This window comes from Actinokineospora terrae (assembly GCF_900111175.1).
GTDB lineage: Bacteria > Actinomycetota > Actinomycetes > Mycobacteriales > Pseudonocardiaceae > Actinokineospora > Actinokineospora terrae.
The window spans coordinates 760,515-779,382 of record NZ_FOGI01000001.1; the positions used below are offsets into that span (position 1 = coordinate 760,515).

Annotated in this window: 17 protein-coding genes; 10 read left to right on the top strand and 7 right to left on the bottom strand. The window is 72.0% G+C overall.

What is annotated here, in order from left to right; all coding sequences use genetic code 11:
- Nucleotides 1-64: 64 nt before the first annotated feature.
- Genes BMY07_RS02990 through BMY07_RS03010 form a run of 5 tightly spaced genes read left to right on the top strand, consistent with a single transcriptional unit; the run spans nt 65 to nt 3,890 of the window.
- On the top strand, nt 65-721 hold the full coding sequence (locus BMY07_RS02990; RefSeq protein WP_092774813.1) for a glycosyltransferase family 2 protein: 657 nt from the start codon (nt 65-67) through the stop codon (nt 719-721).
- Nucleotides 718-1,386: a TIGR04282 family arsenosugar biosynthesis glycosyltransferase gene (locus tag BMY07_RS02995; protein ID WP_092774814.1), complete on the top strand. Its 669-nt coding sequence runs from the start codon at nt 718-720 to the stop codon at nt 1,384-1,386. The genes BMY07_RS02990 and BMY07_RS02995 overlap by 4 nt, the downstream gene beginning before the upstream one ends.
- Nucleotides 1,383-2,132: a class I SAM-dependent methyltransferase gene (locus BMY07_RS03000; protein WP_245782157.1), complete on the top strand. Its 750-nt coding sequence runs from the start codon at nt 1,383-1,385 to the stop codon at nt 2,130-2,132. Before BMY07_RS02995 ends, BMY07_RS03000 begins: the two co-directional genes overlap by 4 nt.
- 22 nt (nt 2,133-2,154) lie before the next feature.
- Complete coding sequence (locus BMY07_RS03005) at nt 2,155-3,429, top strand: molybdopterin-dependent oxidoreductase (protein ID WP_245782158.1); 1,275 nt, start codon at nt 2,155-2,157, stop codon at nt 3,427-3,429.
- Nucleotides 3,426-3,890 carry a hypothetical protein gene (locus BMY07_RS03010; RefSeq protein ID WP_092774816.1) on the top strand — a complete coding sequence of 155 codons (465 nt, stop codon included), beginning with the start codon at nt 3,426-3,428 and terminating at the stop codon, nt 3,888-3,890. Before BMY07_RS03005 ends, BMY07_RS03010 begins: the two co-directional genes overlap by 4 nt.
- Here BMY07_RS03010 and BMY07_RS03015 read toward each other — a convergent pair whose 3' ends face one another.
- Complete coding sequence (locus tag BMY07_RS03015) at nt 3,891-6,473, bottom strand: HAD family hydrolase (RefSeq protein ID WP_245782159.1); 2,583 nt, start codon at nt 6,471-6,473, stop codon at nt 3,891-3,893.
- A gap of 460 nt (nt 6,474-6,933) precedes the next feature.
- Nucleotides 6,934-8,148 carry a PP2C family protein-serine/threonine phosphatase gene (locus BMY07_RS03020; protein ID WP_245782160.1) on the bottom strand — a complete coding sequence of 405 codons (1,215 nt, stop codon included), beginning with the start codon at nt 8,146-8,148 and terminating at the stop codon, nt 6,934-6,936.
- A 203-nt stretch (nt 8,149-8,351) separates the two neighbouring features.
- On the opposite strand from BMY07_RS03020, the gene BMY07_RS03025 reads away from it, so the two are divergent.
- Nucleotides 8,352-9,281, top strand: coding sequence for a sensor histidine kinase (locus BMY07_RS03025; RefSeq protein WP_177215403.1), 930 nt, complete (start codon nt 8,352-8,354; stop codon nt 9,279-9,281).
- A gap of 88 nt (nt 9,282-9,369) precedes the next feature.
- Here the strand turns inward: BMY07_RS03025 and BMY07_RS35820 are convergent, their stop codons facing one another.
- Nucleotides 9,370-10,557 (bottom strand): cytochrome P450, encoded by a 1,188-nt coding sequence (locus BMY07_RS35820; protein WP_092774965.1) that lies wholly within the window; start codon nt 10,555-10,557, stop codon nt 9,370-9,372.
- Between the two features lie 145 nt (nt 10,558-10,702).
- Here BMY07_RS35820 and BMY07_RS03035 point away from each other — a divergent pair, with 145 nt between their 5' ends.
- The 3 genes from BMY07_RS03035 to BMY07_RS03045 are packed head-to-tail and all read left to right on the top strand — an operon-like array spanning nt 10,703 to nt 13,678.
- Nucleotides 10,703-11,440 carry a class I SAM-dependent methyltransferase gene (locus tag BMY07_RS03035; RefSeq protein WP_092774819.1) on the top strand — a complete coding sequence of 246 codons (738 nt, stop codon included), beginning with the start codon at nt 10,703-10,705 and terminating at the stop codon, nt 11,438-11,440.
- On the top strand, nt 11,433-12,476 hold the full coding sequence (locus BMY07_RS03040; RefSeq protein WP_092774820.1) for a cysteine synthase family protein: 1,044 nt from the start codon (nt 11,433-11,435) through the stop codon (nt 12,474-12,476). Before BMY07_RS03035 ends, BMY07_RS03040 begins: the two co-directional genes overlap by 8 nt.
- Nucleotides 12,473-13,678: an ATP-grasp domain-containing protein gene (locus tag BMY07_RS03045; RefSeq protein ID WP_092774821.1), complete on the top strand. Its 1,206-nt coding sequence runs from the start codon at nt 12,473-12,475 to the stop codon at nt 13,676-13,678. Before BMY07_RS03040 ends, BMY07_RS03045 begins: the two co-directional genes overlap by 4 nt.
- Here the strand turns inward: BMY07_RS03045 and BMY07_RS03050 are convergent.
- From BMY07_RS03050 to BMY07_RS03060, 3 genes are all read right to left on the bottom strand, one after another.
- Complete coding sequence (locus BMY07_RS03050; RefSeq protein ID WP_245782161.1) at nt 13,665-14,765, bottom strand: ABC transporter substrate-binding protein; 1,101 nt, start codon at nt 14,763-14,765, stop codon at nt 13,665-13,667. The genes BMY07_RS03045 and BMY07_RS03050 overlap by 14 nt on opposite strands.
- Before the next feature lie 86 nt (nt 14,766-14,851).
- Nucleotides 14,852-15,856, bottom strand: a complete 1,005-nt coding sequence (locus tag BMY07_RS03055) for an ABC transporter ATP-binding protein (protein WP_092774822.1) — start codon at nt 15,854-15,856, stop codon at nt 14,852-14,854.
- Entirely contained in the window at nt 15,853-16,890 is a 1,038-nt protein-coding gene (locus BMY07_RS03060; protein WP_245782162.1) for a FecCD family ABC transporter permease, read from the bottom strand. The genes BMY07_RS03055 and BMY07_RS03060 overlap by 4 nt, the downstream gene beginning before the upstream one ends.
- A 127-nt stretch (nt 16,891-17,017) precedes the next feature.
- Between BMY07_RS03060 and BMY07_RS03065 the strand changes: the two genes are divergently transcribed.
- Nucleotides 17,018-17,806, top strand: coding sequence for a class I SAM-dependent DNA methyltransferase (locus tag BMY07_RS03065; RefSeq protein WP_092774824.1), 789 nt, complete (start codon nt 17,018-17,020; stop codon nt 17,804-17,806).
- On the opposite strand, the gene BMY07_RS03070 is transcribed toward BMY07_RS03065, so the two are convergent.
- A complete protein-coding gene (locus BMY07_RS03070) occupies nt 17,739-18,854 on the bottom strand; it encodes an MFS transporter (protein ID WP_092774825.1) in 1,116 nt (371 codons plus the stop codon). The two genes, BMY07_RS03065 and BMY07_RS03070, sit on opposite strands and share 68 nt — an antisense overlap.
- Nucleotides 18,855-18,868 lie beyond the last annotated feature (14 nt).

The following is an 18,868-nucleotide window of genomic DNA, read 5'->3' on the forward strand; positions in this document are numbered from 1 at the left end:
CGCAGAACGCGAGATCCGCTGATCGACAAGCAATCCTGGCCGCCGTCCAGTACGAATCCCCCTTGTGACCGAAACAGTCGAGGTCGTTCTCCCGTGCCTCAACGAGGCAGAGGCGCTGCCGGGTGTCCTGCGGGCCATGCCCGATGGCTATACCGCGTTGGTGGTCGACAACGGCTCGACGGACGGGACCGCCGACGTGGCCCGGCAGTGCGGCGCCCGGGTCGTGGTCGAACGCAGGCGCGGGTACGGCGCGGCAGTCCACACCGGTCTGGAGCAGGCGCGCGGTGATCTCGTCGCCGTGCTCGACGCCGATGGTTCGATCCACCCGTCCGAACTGCTCGCCCTGGTCCGGTTGGTGGCCGGGGGCGCCGACCTGGCGGTGGGTCGCCGGGTGGCGGCGGACAAGTCCGTGCAGCCCTGGCACGCCCGCGCGGGCAACGCGGTCCTGTCGGCGATGTTGCGCCGCCGCGGTGTTCCCGTGCACGACATCGCCTCGGTGCGGGTCGGGCGTCGGGAGCGGCTGCTCGCCCTCGGGGTTGCCGACCGCGCTTTCGGGTACCCGGTCGAACTCCTGCGCCGCGCCGCCGACTCGGGGTGGCGGATCGAGGAGGTCGACGTGGCCTACCTCCCGCGCGCGGGCGGGAAGTCCAAAGTGTCCGGATCGGTGCTCGGCACCGTCCGGGCCGTCCGCGACCTCGGAACGGCGGTACTGCGCTCATGACCCCCAGGACGGCGCTGCTGGTGCTGGCCAAGTCCCCCCGGCCGGGGTTCGTCAAGACCCGGCTCTGCCCACCCGCGACACCCGAGCAGGCGGCCAGGGTGGCCGCGGCCGCGCTGCTGGACACCATCCGCGCCCTGTGCGCGGTCCCGGGCGCCCAGCCCGTGATCGTCCTGTCCGGCGACCTCGACGACGCCGTCGACCACCGCGAACTCCGCCGCGCCGTGCGGGACCTGCCCGTGATCCCCCAGCGCGGCGACACCCTCGGCGCCCGGATCACCGCCGCCCACGACGACGTCGCCGACCTGCTCCCCGGCACCGACACCCTCCAGCTCGGCATGGACACCCCGCAGATCAGCCCCACCCTGCTCCGCGACTGCTCCCACGCCCTGCACGCCCCCGACGCGGACGCCCTCCTCGGCCCAGCCGCAGACGGCGGCTGGTGGATCCTCGGCTTACGCGATCCCCGCCAGGCCCGGGTGATCGCCAACATCCCAACCTCACGCGACGACACCGGAAAACGCACCGCCGCCGCCCTACGCGATTCCGGACTACGTCTGGTCGGCGCCCCAGAACTAACCGACGTGGACACCGTCGCCGACGCCCGCTTGGTCGCCGCGTCGCTCCCGGGCAGCCGATTCGCTGCTGCGGTGCGGGAGTTGTCGTGACCTCGGACGTGGAACTGGCTGATGTGGACGATGCCGAGCGGCTCGCCGCGTCGGTCCCAGGTAGCCGGGTCGGCTGTCGTGGTGCAGAAGTTGCCGCGACTCCAGAACTGGCCGATGTGGACTGCCAGCAGGCCGATGAGTTCGCCGCGGCGTTGGCGGGGGCGGTTACCACGCTGGAGTTGTCCGATGGTCGCACGTCCCCGCTGTACCCCGATCGCTGGCGTGAGCGGGCTTCGGGTGCGGACCGCTGGCTACTCGACCGGTGTCACGGTCCGACCGTCGACCTCGGGTGCGGTCCGGGGCGCTTGGTGGAGGCGCTCCTCGCGCGCGGGCTGTCCGCCCTGGGCGTGGACAAGTCCGACCAGGCGATCGCCCAGTGCGGCGACCGCGGCGTCCCGGTGCGCCGGGCGGACATCTTCACCGCCCTGCCCGCCGAGGGTCGCTGGGACCACGCGCTCCTCGCGGACGGCAACATCGGCATCGGCGGCGACCCGGTGGCACTGCTGCGCCGCGCGGGGACCCTGATCCGCACCAGCGGCACCATCCTGGTCGAGACCACCGCCACCCCCACCGGCCTCTGGCGCGGCGCCGCCCGGGCCGTGCCCCGCGGCCCCTGGTTCCCCTGGGCCGAGGTCGGCACCGACGCCATCGCCACCGTCGCCCATCACGCGGGCCTGCGGGTGACCGAGCGCGGCACCACCCCGGACCGCTGCTTCGCCCGACTGGGGCGAGCCCATGCGCACTGATCGGTCGCGTCCCGAGGGAGGCGTGACTCTCCGGGAGCGGGCCACGGGGTGGCTGCGGGATCGGTGGCCGTTGCGACCCGAGCGGTGGCGGAGTCCGTTGCGCGGCCCGTGGTTGACGGCCGTGTTCGGGCTCGTGCTCCTCGTGACGCTCCCGATCGTCGTCGCCACGGGGTTGTTGTCCTACATGGCTTACGGGCCCCAGTTCGGCCAAGCGATCCCGGGTGACGTCGGCTGGTTGCGGCTGCCGGTGTTCGACTGGCCCACCCACCCCGCGTGGCTCTACCAACTCACCCAGGGACTGCACGTCGGCCTCGGTCTGGTCCTGGTCCCGGTGGTGCTGGCCAAGCTGTGGTCTGTCCTACCGCGACTGTTCGCCTGGCCGCCGGTCCGCTCCGTGAAGCACCTGCTGGAGCGCCTGTCCGTCCTGCTGCTGGTCGGCTCGATCCTGTTCGAGATCGGCACCGGCCTGCTGAACATCCAGTACGACTACGTCTTCGGCTTCAGCTTCTACACCGCCCACTACTACGGCGCCTGGGTCTTCATCGCCGCGCTCGCCGCCCACCTCGTGATCAAGTTCCCGGCACTGGTCGCCGCGCTCAAGTCCCGGTCGCTCCGCACGGAGTTGCGCACCTCCAGAGCCGACACCCAACAGGAACCGCAAGACGGCGGTCTGGTCGCCACCACCCCCACCAAGCCGACGATCAGCAGGCGCGGCGCGCTCGGCATGGTCGCCGGTGGGTCGGCGCTCGTCGGGGTGCTCACAGTCGGGCAGACCGTCGGTTGGCTGAGGCCGCTCGCCCTGCTGGTGCCCCGCGGCCTGGACCCCGGCGACGGCCCCAACGGCTTCCCGGTCAACCGAACCGCGGCCGCGGCGGGCATCACCGCGAGCGACATAGGTCCTATGTGGACTCTCCAGCTGGCTGGCGCGACCCGCGTCGCCCTGGACCGCGCGCGCCTGGCCGCTCTGCCCCAACACACCGCCACGCTGCCGGTCGCCTGCGTCGAAGGGTGGTCCACAACCCAGGAGTGGACCGGCGTCCGACTCCGCGACCTGGCGCGCCTGGCCGGAGTGGACGAACCCACTGCGGCCCGCGTCCGGTCATGCGAACGCGACGGCGGCTTCAACTCCGCGATGCTGCAGGGAAACCAGGTCCTCGACCCCGACGCGCTGCTCGCCCTGCGGGTCAACGGCGCCGACCTGTCCCCGGACCACGGCTACCCCGCGCGGGTCATCGTCCCCGCCCTGCCCGGTGTGCACAACACCAAGTGGGTCCGCTCGATCGAGTTCCTGGCATGACGCGCCCCCACGCCCACGGCCCCTGGCACGCCGCGACACTCCTGGCGAGCTTCGCGGTGACCGTCTACGCCATCACCCGCATCGCCGACGACCCCAGCCTCCCCCGAATGGCCACCTGGTTCCTCACCGCCGCGATCGCCCACGACCTGGTCCTCTTCCCCGCCTACACCGCGGCAGACCGCGCGATCACCAGCCTCGACACCCGCGTCCCACTGGTCAACCACATCCGCGCGCCCCTGCTGGCCTCGGCGCTGCTCCTGCTCATGTTCCTCCCCGGCATCACCCGCCAAGGCGCCGAGACCTTCCACACCGCCACCGGCCTCACCCAAACCCCCTTCCTGACCCGCTGGCTCCTGCTCACCGCCACCTTCCTCACGACAAGCGCCGCCATCTACGCGGTCCGGGTCCTCAGGAACAGACCCCCCACCGCGGGCGTGGATGGGACCGACAGGTCCCGGTGATCACCGCTCGCCGGTCAGCTTCCTGGCCGCGACCCTGGCCGCGCCGGTGATGACCCCGACCGGTCCGCGGGTGCGGTACTGCGCGACGAGCCGGTCCGCCACCCGCGGCCGGGGGGCGGCCGCGGCCAGACGGGGACCGATCGTCGGTTCCGGCTGCGGCAGCATGGCGAACCCGATCGTCACCTGCCCCGAGGACACCGTGCCCCCGGCGCGCTCCGCGAGCGGTAACCACACCGCGGAGTACGGGAAGTCGAACTCCACGAGGTTGCCGCCGAGCCAGGTGCACTCGGCGAAGGTCAGGTCGGCGAAGTCCGCCGGGTCGTCCCACCGCAGCACCTTCGGCACCCGGTCGCGACCCGCGATGACCCGCGCCTCGATCCAGTCCACCCGCACCAGGGCGGGGCGGCCGGGGATCGCCAGGGACACGTGCGTGATGCCCTCGTCCGCGAACCCCATCCGCGCGAACGACAGCCCGTTGTGGTTGATCCGCACCCGGCGACGGGGGCCGTCGTGCCAGACCTCGTCGCGTGCCCGGTACCGCAGGTGCGTCTCGAAGGGCTTGCCGGACGGCTCGAACACCGCCGGGTCCAACGACCCCGAGGCAACCGCCCGCGCCGCGGCTGCGAGCTTGCGGTCCGACGCGGCCAGCAGCGACGGCCAGAACGAGTCCCGCATGTGCAGGTCGTCGAGGTCGTTGGGGGACAGGTACGGGATGGCCTGCACCAGGTCCCGCGGGATCAGCCTGGTGACGACGGCGGAACCGAAGTTGTCGTCGTGCTGCCAGTTGCCCAGCACCGCCGCCTCCCGCGCGGTCGGCGTCCGCAGCACGGCGGTCAGGATGGCGGCGAGCCGCGGCGCCGCGGTGGTCAGCAGCGGCCAGTTCTTGTCGGTGGCGACGTAGCGGTACCAGTTTTCCTGGAACGCGCGGATGCCGTCCTGCACGGCCCGGCGCTCGGTGAGCTGCGTGGCGTTGCCCGCGACGGGGCCGAGCACCGGCTCGCCGCCCTCGGTGAAGTCGATCAGCGAGCCGCACAGCGCGTTGATCGACTGCTCGAGCACCTCGGGGCTGCGGCTGGCCGCGGCGATCACCTCCCGCGGGTGCCCGGCCTGCCCGAGGTAGCCCTCGACCCGCAGACCGGCCAGCAGCACCGGGGTGCACCGCTCGTTGGTGGCCAGGTAGAGCCCCGCGGGCTCGATGTCGATGCCCACCCGGTGCAGCAGCCTGGAGAGCTGGAGCTGGATCGTGCCGCCCCAGCCGATGTCGACCAGGGTCAGCTCGTCGCCGTCGAGCGCCCCCGCCTCGCGCAGCGACCGCACCAACCGCTCGCGGGCCCCGGTGACCACGACCGCCAGCCGGTTGCGCAGGTGCGCGGTCCCGGTGAGCGCGGCGCACACCGTGCTGATGGTGTGCTCGTTGTCGAACATCTCGTCCAGCGACCCGACGAGCTCGGGCACGTCGCCGGGCAGCAGGTGCAACGTCTCCAGCAGTTGACGCACGGTGAGCTCGTGGCGCGGCCGCAGGAACTCGCGCACCGCCTCGGGTTCCTCGGCATCGAGCGTGGCGACCGAGACCACGTGCCGCGAGAGCCACACCGGCTTGGCCCGCACGGCCCATCCCCTGGCCCGCGCGGCGTTGTCGATCATCACCGAGAGCAGCTCGCCCTCGCGCATCGGGCACCACACCACCGGCGTGCCCGCCTCGTGCGCCTTGGCCGCGACCCACTCGGCGAACCCGGTCAGCACCGGCCCGAGCACCGCCGCGCCGTAGCGCCACGACGTCTCCACCGCCGTCGGCTCCGACGCCGCGCGCGCCCCCAGGGTCCGCGCGCGCAGCGTGGTCAGGCCGAAGTCGCCGTGCGCGGGGTCGACCAGCTCGCCGAAGGGGCCGAACGAGTCCAGCGTCTCGGCCTCGCGCTCGATGACCTGCTGGAACTCGGGGTCCACCCGCTCGTAGTGGACGGTGCGCAGACCGAGCCTGCCCGCGGCCTCGATGTCCGCGATCGGGTTGTCGCCGATGTGCAGCACCTGACCCGCGGTGCGGCCGAGGTCGCTGAGCACGACCTCCCACAGGCCGTGCGCCTTGTCCACCCCGTGCTGGTGGGACCGGAAGACCCGCGCGTCGGCGAGCGACCCGATCTCGGGCCGGTCCAGCAGGTGCTCGAGGTGCTCCTCGGTGAAGTAGGTGTCGGAGACCAGCACCAGGGGGATGCCGTTGTCGCGCGCCGCGCCGATGAGCGCGGCGATGTCGAGGTCGACGACGGTGAACGCGCGCTCCACCCGCACCTCGGCCGCCACCAGCTCGGCCAGGCCGACCGGCTCGACCACCGTGGCGGGCATCGCCGCCCAGATGTCGAACAGCGACACCTCCCGGCCGAGCGACTCCCGCCGCGCCCGCGCGGTCTGCTCGGCGGCGATGCGCATCCTGCGGAAGGCGGCGTCACCGATCCACGCGGGCAGTTGCCCGGTCGAGCGCAGGTGCGCGGCCAGCACGGCGAACAGGTCGGTGGGTCTGGGCACGCGCCGCCACAGGACCGTGTCGAACACGTCGAGCGAGAGCACCGAGCACGACCCGTCCGCGATCATCCGCGCGACGGTGCCGAGTTGGCCGTGGCTCGCGATTCGCGAATCCGGAGAACTGTTCGCCATTCTTTCCCCCTGGAGGGTTGTCCGTCGGGGACGACGGGCGAGCATAGACCATCTTCGCGACGCCTCTCCCGGTCGGGACTGGGGATTCGCGAACCGCTGCGGATTCGGGTCGTCACGGGTGGCGAACGCGGCCGTTTGGCTACTAAGTGTTATCACTCGGACGGGTTGTGCTACGGATCGTCACGGCGCTGGTGCTGGGCGCGTGGTGTGCCGCAAGGCGGGTGTGGAACCCTGCGTAACCTCCAGTGACCGGTATGAAAATGCCGAGGATTGCCGTCTTAGGGCGCCTGCGCAAGTCCCTGAAATGGCATTTCGACTGGATTGGCCCTGATTGTTTCCGCCGATTGGCCTATTCTTCAGACCGCGCTCATGCGGGCCCGCATTCGGCGAATGGTCCTCAGACCGGGCACGCCCGCATGACCAGCAGCGCGATGTCGTCCTGGGTCGGGTCGGTGCCGACGAGCGCCTCCATCACCTGGGCGCAGACGGTGTCCGGGTCCTGCGGGGTGACGGCCTCGGTCAGGCGGTCCAGGTACGGGTCGATCGGCTCGCGGCGGCGCTCGACCAGGCCGTCGGTGTAGAAGGCGAGCACCGCGCGGTCGGGCAGGTCGATCACCGTGGTGCGCCGCGCCCGCCCGGCACCGAGCCCCAGGCCGACCGGGGTGTCCGGCGGCACGTCGACCAACGCCGACGCGGCGCCGGGCACCGCGATGACCGGCGGCGGGTGGCCCGCCGACGACAGCGCCACCCGGCGCGTGCGGCGGTCGACCACCGCGTAGGCGACGGTCGCCATGCTGCGCTTCTCGAAGTGCGACACCTTGCGGTGCAGCTTGGTCAGCACCTCGGCCGGGTCGTCGTTCTCCAGCGCGTACGCCCGCAGCGCGCTGCGCAACCTGCCCATCACGACCGCGGCGGCCAGGCCGTGCCCGGAGACGTCCCCGATGGCCACGCCGATCCGGCCCGAGGGCAGTTCGAACACGTCGTACCAGTCCCCGCCGACGCCGGTCGTGGCGCCGGGCACGTAGCGGGCGGCGAAGCGCAGGTCGTCGACCACCGGGAACCGGGTGGGCAGCAGGCTGCGCTGCAGCGCGGTGGTCGCGGCCCGCTCCGCGCTGGTCAGCTCCGCCTGGATGGCCAGCGCCACCCGGTCGGCCACCAGCCGCAGCAGGTGGGTGTCGGCCTCGGTGAACGCCCTGGTGCCGGTCGACCCGACGTGCAGCACCCCGACCAGGTCCTCGCGGGCCAGGATCGGCACGCCCAGCAGCGCCCGCAGCCCCCGCCGCCACAGCAGCGGGTTGGCCACCGTCGTGGCGTCCACCCGGTCGATGACCAGCGGCGCCCTGGTCGCGGCGACCCGGCCCGCGAACCCGGCGCCGAGCTCGACGGTCACCCCGTGCAGGACCTCTTCCTCCAGGCCCGCCGTGGCGTGCACCCGCAGCCGCTCGGCCGCGCTGTCGTAGAGCAGGATCGTGGCGGTGTCCACGCCGAACGCGTCGCGGACCCTGGCCAGCAGCACCCGCAGCGACTCCTCCAGCTCCATCTGCCGCAACCCGACGTCGGTGATCGCTTCCAGCACGCTCACGCGATCGGTGGAGCCGGGGGTCTCGGGCACGCCGGGCAGCCTAGCCAGCCGGTGCCGCGCGCACCCGCTCCCGCGCCGCTCGGGTTGATCAAGGATCCCCCCCCGGTCGGGTGGCGCATCGGTACTGGTCGGGGTGTGCGCCCCCGTACAGTGGGTTCGGTCCGGTCCGGAGGTGGCACTCCTGGACTGTGCGACGGTGATCCGGGTTCGGCGATCGTGAGGTGTGGGTCGAGGTGAGTGCGGACAGCGCGCCGGGCTACGTGCACACGGCGCTGTGCTACGCCAGCGACCGGGAACTGCTCGACAGCGCCGTCCCGTTCCTGGCCGAGGGCGTCGAGCGGGGCGACGCCGTGGTGATCGCGCTCGACCCCGCGCGTGCCGACCTGGTGCTCGCCGAGCTCGACCGCCCCGATGCCGTGACCACCTTGCCCGCGGGCGGCCAGTACGCGCGGCCCGCGCTGTCCATCAAGTCCTATTGCGACCTGTTCACCACGCTGCTCGACGGCGTCGGCGCGGTCCGGGTGCTCGGGGCGCTGCCGCCCGCCGCGATGGAGCAGGAGTGGGATGTGTGGTCGCGGTACGAGGCGGCCGTGAACCGCGCCTTCGACCGCTTCCCCGTCAGCACCATGTGCACCTACGACACCCGCGAGCTCGCCCCCGAGGTCGTCGCCGACGTGCTCAGCACCCACCCGCTGCTCGCCGACCCCCGCGGCGACCACCCCCGCAACCCGGCCTTCGTGGACCCGTCGTCGTTCCTGCGCCGCCCCCAGCGCGCCGAGCCGCTCCCGGTCCAGTTCACCGCGCCCGCGGTCGACCTGGTCGACCCGATGCCCGCCACCGCCCGCGCCGCCCTGCACGCCGTGCGCACCGTGGCGCCCGCCGCCCTCGACGACCTGGTGGTCTCGGTCAGCGAGGTCGTCACCAACGCCCACACCCACGGCACCGCCCCCATCCACCTGCGCGCCTGGACCGAACCCGCCCACATGGTCGTCACCGTCCACGACGCGGGCCCCGGCCCCACCGACCCCTTCGCCGGCCTCATCCCCACCCCCTCCCCCCGCGGCGGCGGCTACGGCCTCTGGATAGCCCACCAACTCTGCACCCACGTCCTGCACACCCACGACACCACCGGCTTCACCGTCCGCCTCAGCATCATCGGCTGACTGGTCTCACCCAGCTCCCGCTGACCGTGCTCGGCACGCCTGCCCAGGCGGTGGAGTCTGCTGGCCGACCAAGCCCCCGGCGGCGCGGTCACCAGGTGACCAGGAGGCGGTCCAGGCCGCGGACCATGCGGCCTTGGCGCCAGTGGAGGGTGGTGGGTTCGGCGGGGCGGAGTGTGGGGAAGCGGTGGAGTAGGGCGCCGAGGGCGATGCGGAGTTCCGCCTTGGCGAGTCGGGCGGCGACGCAGTAGTGGGGGCCGTGGCCGAAGGCCAGGTGGGGGTTGGGTCTGCGGGTCAGGTCGAGGTCGTCCGGGTGCGGGTACACGCCGGGGTCGCGGTTGGCGGCGTCGAGGTGGACCATGACCGCGTCGCCCGCGTGGATCACGACGTCGCCCAGGGGGACGTCCTCCAGGGCGATGCGGGTGAAACCGGCGGAGGTGACCGTGGGCGTGAGCCGCAGCAGCTCGTCCACCGCCGTGTCGAGCAGAGCGGGGTCGGCGCGCAGCCGGGCCAGCTCGGTGGGGTGCGCCAGCAGGGTGTGGACGAAGTTGCCGATGTGGTTGGACGTCGTCTCCAGGCCCGCGTAGAGCAGCGTCACCCCCAGCACCACCAGTTCGTCCTCGCTCAGCCCGCCGTCCTGGTCGCGGGCCACCACCAGCGCCCCGAGCAGGTCGTCCGCGGGCTCCCGCCGCCGCAGCGCGACCAGCGAAGCCAGGTACTCCTTGAGCGCCGCGAAAGCCGCGTGGATCTCCGCGGCCGGGAACGCCGTGGTGGCCAGGGCGACGTCCACCCACGAGGCGAACCGATCCCGGTCCGCCAGCGGCACGCCCAGCAGGTGGCAGATCACCGACACCGGCAGCGGCACCGCCAACCCCGCCACCAGGTCCGCGGGCGGCCCCTGCTCCGCCACCCGGTCGAGCAACTCCTCGGTCACCCGAGAAGCGTGCGAGGCCAACCGGTCGAGCTGACGCGGGCTGAACGCGCCGGACACCAAGCGGCGCAAGCGGTTGTGCTCCGGCGGGTCCATGGTGTGCAGCGTCGGGTCGGTCAGCCTGCGCGGCGAGGTGCGCGGCACGTCGCGGTCCAGCAGCGCCGCCCGGCTGAACCTCGGGTCGCCCAGCACCACCCGCACGTCCTCGTGCCGCACCACCAGCCACGCCTCACCCCCGTGCGGCAGCGAGATCCGGCTCACCGGCTCGTGCGCGCGCAGGTGGGCGTACTCGGGTTCCAGCTCCAGCGCGGTCGGCTCGCGGAACGGGTACTGGCGTGCGGGTCGCATCGGCGGTCCCCCGGTGGTCGCAGCGAACGGCGTCACCACCAGTGGTCGGCCCGGCACCGCGCGGAGTTCCGGTCGGTGGACCCCGGGAACCCGCCGCCGTGCGGCGACGACCTGTAGGGGACGGCCGAGCAGGCGGGGAGCGGACATGGGCTGGTACGAGGACGACGACGTCTGGGTGGGGTTCGCTGACGTGATGTTCCCGCCGCGGCGGGCCGCGGAGGCGCAACGGCTGGTGGCGACCTCGCCGCTGCTCAAGGTCGCCGGGGGTGACCGGGTGCTGGACCTGGCCTGCGGTCCGGCGACGCACGTGGTGCCGCTGGCCGCCCAGGGCGCGGAGGTCACCGGGGTCGACCTGAGCATGGCGATGCTCGCGCTGGCGCGGGCCGCCTGCGAGCGGGCCGGGGTGACCGCCCGGCTGGTGCGCGCCGACATGCGGGAGTTCGTCGAGCGCGACAGCTACGACCTGGTGGTCAACATGTACACCTCGTTCGGCTACTTCACCGACCCCGGCGACAACCTCGCCGTGCTGCGCAACGCCAACGCCAGCCTCGTGCCCGGCGGCAGGATGCTGGTCGACGTGCTGGGCAAGGAAGTCCTGGCCGGCTGGGTCGGCCGCCCGCAGGCCGTGGACGTCGACGGCGGCACGGTCTTCATGCGCGACACCATCCTCGAGGACTGGACCCGGCTGCGCACCGACTGGACTTACGTGCGGGGCACCGAGATCCGGCGCACGTCCATCCACTGCGTCCTCTACAGCGCGGCCGAGTTGCGGGCGCTGTTCCAGGCGGCCGGGTTCACCGAGGTCGAGTGCTTCGGCGACTTCGACGGGTCGCCCTACGACAACCACGCCCGGCGGCTGATCGTGCGGGGCACCCGTGCTTGACGTCCACGAGCACATCACCGACGCGGTCAAGACCCCAGCCCTGGTCCGCCTCGCGCCCAACGTCGTGCTGATCAGGTTCGAGACGCTCAAGGTCTACGCCGCCCTCGGCGCGTTGCGGCACCTGCTCGACACCGGCGCGATCCGGCCTGGCCAGACCGTTGTGGACAGTTCCAGCGGCATCTACGCCCTGGCGCTGGCGATGGCCTGCCACCGCTACGGCCTGCGCTGCCACATCGTCGCGTCCACCACCGTGGACGACGCGACCCGAGCCCAGTTGGAGATCCTCGGCGCCACAGTGGACCAGATGCCGCCATCGGACGACCTGCGGCTCGACCAGAACCGCCGCGTCGCCCGGGTCCGCGAGCTGCTGGCCCGGGAGCCAGGCCTGCACTGGATGCGGCAGTACCACGACCCGGTGCACCACCTCGGTTACGCCGAACTGGCCGAACTCCTGCGGCACGCCCTGCCCGGCGCCCGGCTCGCGGTGGTCGGCAGCGTCGGCACCGGGGCGTCCACCGGCGGCCTGATCCGCGCGCTGCGCCGCCACGACCCCGGGGTGCGGCTGGTCGGCGTCCAGCCCTTCGGCAGCGTGACGTTCGGCAGCGAGCGGTTCACCGACCCCGACGCCATCATCGCCGGGATCGGCAGCGCCATCCCGTTCGACAACGTCCACCACGACCTCTACGACCAGGTGCACTGGCTGGACTTCCAGCACGCCATGGCCGCCACCGTCGCCCTCGTGCGCGACCACGCCGTGTTCGCGGGCCTGTCCACCGGCGCCGCGCACCTGGTCGCCTCGTGGGAGGCGCGCAACACCCCCGACCGCACCCACCTGGTCATCGGCGCCGACACCGGCCACCGCTACACCCAGCGCGTCTTCACCCGCCACCGCGAGGCCCTCGACCCGACCGGTCTGGCACCGCTGGTGATCAGCGACCTCGGTGACCTGGCGATGCCGTGGTCCACTATGGAGTGGGCGCGGCGCGGTGTCCGGGTACCGGCGCAGGAACGTCGACGGAAGGACGCCGTGCTGTGACGGTCGTGTTGTTGGAGGCCTTGACGTTCGGGCTCGGCAGGTTGGCCGACGCCGCGGCTGCGGCCAAGCACGACCTGGTGCTGCTGACGGGGGACCGGTCGATCTACCGGCATGAACTGTCCACAGTGGGCTCCCGGGTGCGAGTGGTGGACATCGACACCACTGACGTGGCGGCGTGCGAGGCCGCGTTGCGGGACATCCCCGATCTCGCCGGGTTGATCAGCTCGACGGACACGTGGGCGATCCCCGGTGCCGAGCTGGCCGCCAGGTTGGTGCTGCCGGGTCCATCGGCTGACGCTGTGCGGGTGTTGCGGGACAAAGGTGCCGTGCGGGCTCGGCTGCACGAGCACGGGCTCAGCCGGGGCGGCCCGCTGGATCCCTTCACGGCAGGCGAGTTTCCTCTGGTGGTCAAGGATTCTGCGGGGACATCGTCGCGCGGGGTGTGGTTGGTGCGCACGCCGGACGAGCTGGCTGAGGCAGTGCGGCTCGCCGCTGGTACGCCGTTGAAGGGGCACCTCATCGCGGAGCCGTACTTCGAAGGGCCGCTCTACAGCGCGGAAACCATCACCTGGCGCGGCCGCACGAGGCTGCTCGGCGTGATGAGCAGGCAACTCTCGCCAGAACCGGTACGCCGCGAAGAGGCCGCCGCGTTCCCGGTCGCTTTCCCAGACGCCGAACTGGACGGACTGAGGCTGTGGATCGGCCGTGTGCTCGATGTCGCTGGTTTCGAGCAGGGCTTCGCGCACACCGAGTTCGTCCTCACCGCAGATGGGCCTGAGGTCGTGGAGATCAACCCCCGGATCGGCGGCGCTCTGGTCGGTGAGGCGCTGTGCCGGGCGCTCGACACCAACGTCTACCAGGACATGGTGGCGATGGCGCTGGGCGAGCACCCCGCGTTGCTCGACCGAGAGCCGCGACCGGTGCACCGCGCGACCGGGTTCGTGCTGCTGTACCCCTCAGCGCCAGGTGTTCTGGAGAGTTGGTCCGGTCTGGACAGATTGTCGAGACTGCCGGGCGCGCCGGAGTGGTACCCGACCGCGGAGCCCGGGCAGGCGGTCGAACACCTCGCCGACCAACGGTCCTGCACCGGGATCGTCCTCGCCGAGGGACCGACCGCGGAGATCGCGCTGCACCGCGCGTTGGCCGCGGCGGGCGGTGTCACCCCTGTGGTCACCGCCCGCCACGGGGTCATTGGCGGGTGAAGCAGGTGCCGCTCGCGCCGGGGAACAGCTCCGGCGCGAGGCCGATGGCGAGGTCGCGGATCAGCACGTCGACATCGAGGTAGGTCTTCGCGCGGCACTCCTCGAAGTTCTTGTCGACGCCCGCGATGAAGGTGCCTTCCCGGAACGGGCGGAACCGGGCCATCCTGGGGTCGGCCTTGAGGGTGTCGAGGGTCATCTTCATCGGGTCGTACACCGCGAAGAAGTCCGCGTCCGCACCCGCGCCGACGCCCGCCTCGAAGTCGTACGGCTTGCCGTTGGGGGCGCCGTTGTCGCGGGCGAAGACGTTGGTCACGCCGAGTTGGGTGAACAGCCTGCCGACGAGGGTCTCGGCGCCGTGGCCGTAGACGAACTCGCAGCCGCGCTCCGGGGTGACGCACAGGTAGCCGACCCGGCGGTTGTCGATCTTGCCGGAGACCGTGCGCACCACCTCGTCGTAGCGCGACTTGATCTTGTCGAACTCGGCGTTCGCGGCGGCCTCGGCGTTGTAGAAGGCGCCGACCATCTTGATCCACTCGGCGGAGGCCAGGGCGTGCCGCTCCATCCGGTTGGACACGCTGATCCCGGGCAACCCGGCCGCGCGGGCGTTCGAGATGTCGTCGAAGCCCTGGCCGAAACCGGACATGAGGATGGCCTGGGTCTTGCCGCCGAGCAGCGCCTCTTTGTCGAGGTCGGTGTACTCGCCGACGGACACCGGCTGCCCGGCGGACTTGACCACGCCGTCGTACCAGGGGTCCTTCTTGGCGTTGTCGAGCAACTGTCCACTGAGGCCGGTGATGCTGGCGCTCTTGCCGAGGCGGTCGACCATCGCCAGCGCGTTGAACGACGTCACCGCGACGTTCGTGACGGGAACCTGGACGAACAGGGCGCCTTCCAGGTCTCCGGCGGCCTTGGGCTGTGGGGTTCCGCACTGGTAGAGGACGTATGTGAGCTTGGTGCCGGTGGTGGTCTCGGTGTCGGTCAGGGTGATGGTCTTGTACGAGTTGTGGTAGCTGATGTCCCACAGCTCCGACTCGTCGACGGTGCTCTTGTCGGGGAAGTAGTCGCGGCCCTCGGCGTAGTCGGTCACGCAACCTTGCTGGGCGTCTCCGGTTGTTGTCGGTCCTGCTGTCGTGCAACCTGCGAGGGCTAGAGCCAGTAAGACGATGAGCTTCTTCACCGTGCGGTGCTCCCGGATTTCCTGAGGTGGGTGACGAGCGCGCCGAAGCCGACGCCCTCGGCGCCGTCGACCCACCAGCGGGCGTCCGGCTCGATCTTCAGGGTGAGGCTGGAGTCCCCTGTGGTGGGTGTGCACCCGGCCCGCCGGACGGCGTGCTCGGCCCAGTGCCGCAGTCGGCCCTCGGCGTCGACCCGCACGGTCGCGCCGGGGGTGCTGTTGTCGGCGACCACGACGGTGGCCGCGGCGTCGTCGAAGGTCATGTTCTCGCCCGCGAAGCAGTCGGCGATGGCGCCGCTGTACGCGAGGTCCTCGGGCGCGCTGGCGGTCACCGACTGCCCTCGCACGAGCCAGACCTGGTCGGCGCGGCGCAGGGCGAACCCGAGGTCGTGAGTGGACAGCACGATCGCCATCCCGCTGGTGGCCGCCAACCTGCTCAACACCGCCGCCAACTCGATCCGCCGCGCCACGTCCAGGAAGGCGGTCGGCTCGTCCAGCACCAGCACGGCGGGCTCCTGCGCCAACGCCCTGGCCAGCATCACCCGCTGCCGCTCCCCGTCCGACAGGTCGCTGAGCACCCGGTCCCGCAACGACCCGACCCCCGCGTCGACCAGCGCCCGGTCGACCACTTCCTGATCCCGCTCCCCCCGCCCACCCAGCCACGACCGGTACGGCAACCGCCCCAACGCCACCACGGCCTCGACGCTCATCAACCCCACGTCAACCGGCTCGGTCAACATCACCGCCACCCGCCGAGCCCGCTCCCTGGCCGAAAGCCCCCCAACATCCTCCCCACCGAGCAACACCCGCCCCGCCAACGCCCCCTGCGCCCCAACCACCGTCCGCAACAACGTCGACTTCCCCGCCCCATTCGGCCCCACCACCGCAACCAACTCACCTGCCCTGGCCGCCAACTCAACCCCCCGAAGCACCACAACCTCCCGCCCCCGCCGCCGATACCCCACAACCAACCCCTCCGTCGCCAACACCGGGCCCCCGCTCATCGCGCCTGCTTTCGGGATCGGCCGGAGAGCAGGACCCAGAGGATCACCGGGGCACCGACGAAGGCGGTGACGGAGTTGAGGGGGAGGGAGGTTCTGGTCAGGCCGTTGCCGCCTGCGATGTATTCGGCCACCAGGACGATCGCGGCGCCGATGAGGGCGCTGGCGGGGAGGATGAGGCGGTGGTCGGCGGTGCGGAGCAGGCCGCGGGCCAGGTGCGGGGCGGCCAGGCCGACGAAGCCGATGGCGCCGCAGTAGGCCGTGGTGATGCCGGAGAGGACGGCGACGCTGGCCAGGGACAGGAAGTGCACGCGGCGCACGTTCACGCCCAGGCTGCTCGCGTACCGCTCGCCCAGCAGCAGCGCGTTCAACGGCTGCGCCAGGTACACCGACAGCCCCAGCACCACCGCGCACGCGATCGAGATGATCTGGAGCTCGTCCCACGTCACGTTGCGCACCGAGCCGCGGGTGAACGTCGCCAGCGCCTGCAAGCGGTCGGGATCGGTGTAGTACACGAGCATGTCGACGATCGCGCCCGCCAGGTACCCCAGCATCACCCCCACCACGAGCACCACCACCGGGTCACCGACCCGCCTGGCGATGCCCAGCGCGATCAGCAGCACCGCGGCCGCCCCCGCCACCGCCGCCCCGGTCACCCCGAGCCGGCTCACCACGCCGAGCCCGGCCAGCCACCCCACCCCGCCGGTGCCCAGGATGACCACCGCGGCACCGAGGACGGCGCCGGAGCTGACGCCCAGCACGAACGGGTCGGCCAGCGGGTTGCGGAACAGCGTCTGCATCTGCGTCCCGCCCACCGCGAGCGCCGCCCCCGCCAGCAGCCCGGCGACGACCTTGGGCAGCCGGGCGTCCAGCACGATCGTCCTGGTGATCTCCGACTCCGCGCCGCGCCCGGTCAGCACCCGGACCACCTCGCCGAGCGGGATCGCCACCGACCCCTGCGTGATCAGCACTACCACCACGGCCAGCACCAGGACCACCAGCAGCGCGAACACCGCCGCCACCGCGCCCTTGCCCACGGTCCCTCCCTCCGGTGGATCGCCCACCCACGAGGAAGTCGGACGGCGACCGCGGCGGGTTCCCGGGAACTCCCGTGGCCCGCGCGCCGACTTGTGCCGTGGTTGCCGACGTTCGGGAGGGCGTTGCATGGAGCACTACGGCCCGGAGACCTACGGCGAGCTCAACGCCGACGTGTACGACGAGTGGCACGCGCACCTGGACCCGGCGGACGCGGTCCGGTGCCTGGCCGACCTCATCGCCACCGGCCCGCCGGGACCGGTGCTGGAGCTGGCGGTCGGCACCGGCCGGGTGACGATCCCGTTGGCGGCGCGCGGGATCGACCTGCGCGGGATCGACGCGTCGGCGGCCATGGTGGCGCGGCTGCGGGCCAAGCCGGGCGGCGAGCGGATCCCGGTCGCCATCGGGGACATGGCCGATGTCGACCCGGGCACCGACGACCGGTTCGCGATGGTGTTCGTCGTGTTCAGCACCTTCTTCTTCCTGATGACCCAGGACGAGCAGGTCCGCTGCTTCACCAACGTCGCCGACCGCCTGCTGCCCGGCGGCCGCTTCGTCCTGGAGTGCCCGGTGCCGGATGTCGCGCGCTACCAACGCAACCAGAGCGTGGACGTCCACGACGTGGGTCTGGACCACGTCCGCCTGGTCACCGTCCGCCACGACCCGCTCAACCAGCGCTTCGACGGCCACCACGTCCTCATCAGCGGCGCGGGCATCCGCCTGGCCCCGGTCTCCATGCGCTACGCCTGGCCCGCCGAACTCGACCTGATGGCGCGCATCGCGGGCCTGCGACCACGCCACCGCTGGTCCGGCTGGGAACGAGAACCCTTCCGCGGCGAGGGAATGTACGTCACCGTCTACGAGAAGCCCGCCCCAGCAACACCAACGGCGGAAGCACCGCGCACTGCGCCGCGATGACCAGCCAGAACCCCGGCAACCAGGCCACCGACTCGAAGACCCCATACACCGCACCGCCGACGACCCCGCTGAGGAACGCCCCGAACCCCGCCGCCAGCCGTTGTTGCCCGAAGGTCACCGTGGCCGACCGGGTCGACCGCGCCAGCGCCTCCAGGTCGTTCTTGAGGAACAGCACCGCCGTCCCGACGCTCATCGCCGCTGCCCCCACCGCGATGCTCCCCACCGTCCCACCGGCGAACGCCACCATTCCCAGTCCCACAAAGGAAAACCCGATCCCCAGTGCCACCGGGTACCGCGCCTGCCCAACCCGATCCGCGACCAGCGGCTGCACCACCGCCAACCCCAGCGAGTACCCCATCATCACCACGCCGTAGCCCGCGATCGGCAGCCGCCCGACCGCGAACACCGCCAGGTACTGGTAGAACTGCATGTAGACGTAATGCGTCACCACCGTCACCACGAACGGCGTCACCGCCAAACCGCGCAACACCCGCCGAAACGGCTCCACCACGGCGTTCTCGTGCTCGGGCCGCAGGAAAGCGTGCCCCACCAACAACACCGCGTACAGGACCGAAGTCATCGCGAACAACCGCCCCGGGTCGTCCAGGAACACCGCCCCCACCACCGGCCCGACCGCGATCCCCAGGTTCCCCGCCGCGTTCCCCGCCGACACCAACCGCGGCCGCTCGTCCGCAGACGCCGAGTGCGCGAGATACCCGCGATAGGCGGGGGAGTAGAGCGCACCCGCCGCGCAACTCAGGAACAGCCCCAACACCACTGGCCCACCCAGGTACATCACCGCACCCACGGCGTACAACGCGGTGGCGACCACCATCGCCCGCTTCAGCCCCACCCGCTCAGCCACCGCCGCCGTCACCGGCGCACTGGCGAACTGCACCAGCATGGCCGCCCCGAGCACCACCCCGACCTGCGCCATCCCCACCCCGAGCCGATCCCGCAACACCACGGCCAGGTACGGGTACACCGCGAAGGTCCCCACGTTGACCAGGAACCCGCCCACCAGCAGCAAAACCCGCGCCCCACCCATGGCCCACCGGTCGG

Coding starts and splice junctions, on each gene's coding strand:
- BMY07_RS03035 (WP_092774819.1), top strand. CDS start 10,703: ATGGGCTGGTACGAGGACGACGACGTCTGGGTGGGGTTCGCTGACGTG.
- BMY07_RS03070 (WP_092774825.1), bottom strand. CDS start 18,854: ATGGGTGGGGCGCGGGTTTTGCTGCTGGTGGGCGGGTTCCTGGTCAAC.
- BMY07_RS02995 (WP_092774814.1), top strand. CDS start 718: ATGACCCCCAGGACGGCGCTGCTGGTGCTGGCCAAGTCCCCCCGGCCG.
- BMY07_RS03055 (WP_092774822.1), bottom strand. CDS start 15,856: ATGAGCGGGGGCCCGGTGTTGGCGACGGAGGGGTTGGTTGTGGGGTAT.
- BMY07_RS03065 (WP_092774824.1), top strand. CDS start 17,018: ATGGAGCACTACGGCCCGGAGACCTACGGCGAGCTCAACGCCGACGTG.
- BMY07_RS03010 (WP_092774816.1), top strand. CDS start 3,426: ATGACGCGCCCCCACGCCCACGGCCCCTGGCACGCCGCGACACTCCTG.
- BMY07_RS03015 (WP_245782159.1), bottom strand. CDS start 6,473: ATGATCGCGGACGGGTCGTGCTCGGTGCTCTCGCTCGACGTGTTCGAC.
- BMY07_RS35820 (WP_092774965.1), bottom strand. CDS start 10,557: ATGCGACCCGCACGCCAGTACCCGTTCCGCGAGCCGACCGCGCTGGAG.